The organism is bacterium, from assembly GCA_026398675.1.
Taxonomy (GTDB): domain Bacteria; phylum RBG-13-66-14; class RBG-13-66-14; order RBG-13-66-14; family RBG-13-66-14; genus RBG-13-66-14.
This window is the reverse complement of record JAPLSK010000252.1, coordinates 1-2,113: the sequence shown is the minus strand read 5'-3', so window position 1 is coordinate 2,113 and position 2,113 is coordinate 1. Positions and strand designations below refer to the sequence as shown.

4 protein-coding genes are annotated in these 2,113 nt (G+C 67.7%); all 4 read left to right on the top strand.

Annotation, left to right across the window (positions count from 1 at the left end):
- The first annotated feature begins 89 nt into the window (after positions 1-89).
- Positions 90-830 carry a YebC/PmpR family DNA-binding transcriptional regulator gene (locus NTW26_07875; protein ID MCX7022172.1) on the top strand — a complete coding sequence of 247 codons (741 nt, stop codon included), beginning with the start codon at positions 90-92 and terminating at the stop codon, positions 828-830.
- Positions 827-1,309: a crossover junction endodeoxyribonuclease RuvC gene (gene ruvC, locus NTW26_07870; protein MCX7022171.1), complete on the top strand. Its 483-nt coding sequence runs from the start codon at positions 827-829 to the stop codon at positions 1,307-1,309. The genes NTW26_07875 and ruvC overlap by 4 nt, the downstream gene beginning before the upstream one ends.
- Before the next feature lie 119 nt (positions 1,310-1,428).
- Positions 1,429-1,749 carry a DUF6504 family protein gene (locus tag NTW26_07865; GenBank protein MCX7022170.1) on the top strand — a complete coding sequence of 107 codons (321 nt, stop codon included), beginning with the start codon at positions 1,429-1,431 and terminating at the stop codon, positions 1,747-1,749.
- On the top strand, positions 1,746-2,113 hold a 368-nt coding region (locus NTW26_07860; GenBank protein ID MCX7022169.1), incomplete at its 3' end, for a Holliday junction ATP-dependent DNA helicase RuvA. The genes NTW26_07865 and NTW26_07860, both read left to right, overlap by 4 nt.

The window sequence follows — 2,113 nt, the reverse complement described above, 5'->3', positions numbered from 1 at the left end:
TAACCGTAAACGCACCCTGCTTATCGAATAGGAAAATCGTATACTAATACCCCCGTAGCGCCCAACGGCCATCCCGCGGAGGACTAGCGGTGTCCGGACACTCCAAGTGGTCCACCATCAAGCGCAAAAAGGGCGTCAAGGACGCCCGGCGCGGGAAGATTTTCACCCGGCTCATCCGGGAAGTGACCATCGCGGCCCGGGAGGGCGGCGGCGACCCCGACCTCAACGCGCGACTCCGAGCCGCCATCTCCAGCGCCACCGCCGAGAACATGCCCAAGGAGAACATCCAGCGGGCCATCATGCGCGGCACAGGCGAGCTCCCCGGCGTCGTCATCGAGGAGCACCTCTACGAGGGCTACGGACCCGGCGGCGTCGCCGTCCTCGTCGAGGTCATCACCGACAACGCCAACCGCACCACCCCGGAGATCAGGCACATCTTCGAGAAGCGCGGCGGACGCATGGCCAAGTCCGGCTCCGCCAGCTTCGCCTTCGACCGGCGCGGGCTCATCCTCGTGGACCGGGAGGCCGACGAGGAGCTCCTGATGGAGGTGGGTCTCGCGGCCGGCGTCCTGGACATCACCGACGAGGGCGATTTCTTCGAGGTTCTCACCCGGATCGCCGACTACTCCCACGTCCACGAGGCCATCGAAAAGGGCGGCTTCCCCATCCTCGAAAGCTCCATCTCCTACGTGAGCAAATCCCCCGTGGACCTCCCCCGCGAGGAGGGGCGCAAGGTCATCGGCCTCCTCGAGGCCCTCGAGGACAACGAGGACGTCCAAAAAGTATCCACAAACTACAACATCCCCGACGACCTCGAGCTGGAAGAGTGAGGGTAATCGGCCTCGACCCCTCGCTGACCCGCACCGGCTGGGGGGTGGTGGAAGGTCGGGGATCGAGCTTCCACTGCCTCGGCTACGGCTGCATCCCCACCCGGGCGGGCGACCCGCTGGCCGACCGCCTCGAGCGGATTTACCTGGAGCTCACCGCCGTCCTGTCCCGGTTCGCGCCCGAGGCCGCGGGGGTGGAGACGGTCTTCACGGCCAAGAACGCGAAGGTGGCCATCCTTCTGGGTCACGCGCGGGGCGTGGCGGTCCTGGCCGCCAGACGCGCCGGGGTGCCCGTTTTTGAGTACGCCCCCCGGGATATAAAAAAATCCGTCACCGGCCGCGGCGGGGCCGCCAAGGAGCAGGTGGCGTTCATGGTGCAGCGGATACTGGGGCTGGACGCGCCAATCGTCCCCGACGACGCCTCGGACGCCCTCGCCGCCGCCATCTGCCACCTCCTGCGCGCCCCGGTCGCCTGCCGGTAGCGGGTGAAAAGAGCTTTTTGCGTACCGACCGGGAAAAGACACCCCCTCCCGGGGGCATGTAATCGAACGGTCGGGACGGCCCCCTGGCTTACGGATACCGGCCTACTCGGAGGACGAACGTGGCGGAGACCTTCGTCGGCGAGGCGATAACCCCGGTGGCCGGGAGCTTCGACACGACCGGGACCAGCCGGGGCGAGCCGGCCCTGCCGGGGAAATTTCTCTGGCGGGGGCGGGAGTACGCCGTGGCCGAGGTTTTGGAACAGACCAAGGGATACGGCCCCTGCCCCTCGGGTGAAATTTATCTCCGGAAACACCGCTACACCGTGCGCACCGCCGACGGGTCGGTGATGCGGATTTACTTCGCCTGCCGGGCGAAGCGGCCGGGCGACCGCGACCGCTGGCGCCTCCATACCATCCTGCAAACCGGGAGGACCGGGTGATCGCATCCCTCTCCGGCATCGTGGTCAGCGTGAGCCCCGGGGCGGTGGTCCTCGAGGTCGGCGGCGTGGGGTACCACGTTTCCATTTCCCTGGTGGTTTACGGTCGGCTCCAGCGCGCCGCAACCGGGGAAAGGGTCCGGCTCTTGACCGAACTCTGCTGGAACGAGAAGACGGGTCCGGCGCTCTTCGGCTTCCAGGAACCTGGCGAGCGGGAGGTCTTCCGGCTGCTCCTGGGCGGGTCGGGGGTGGGTCCGAAGCTGGCGCTGGCGTCGCTGTCGGTCCTGGAGCCGGCGGAGCTGCTGGGCGCGCTGGCCTCGGGCGACCTGGTGAAATTGACCCGCGTCCCGGGCATCGGCCGGAAGCG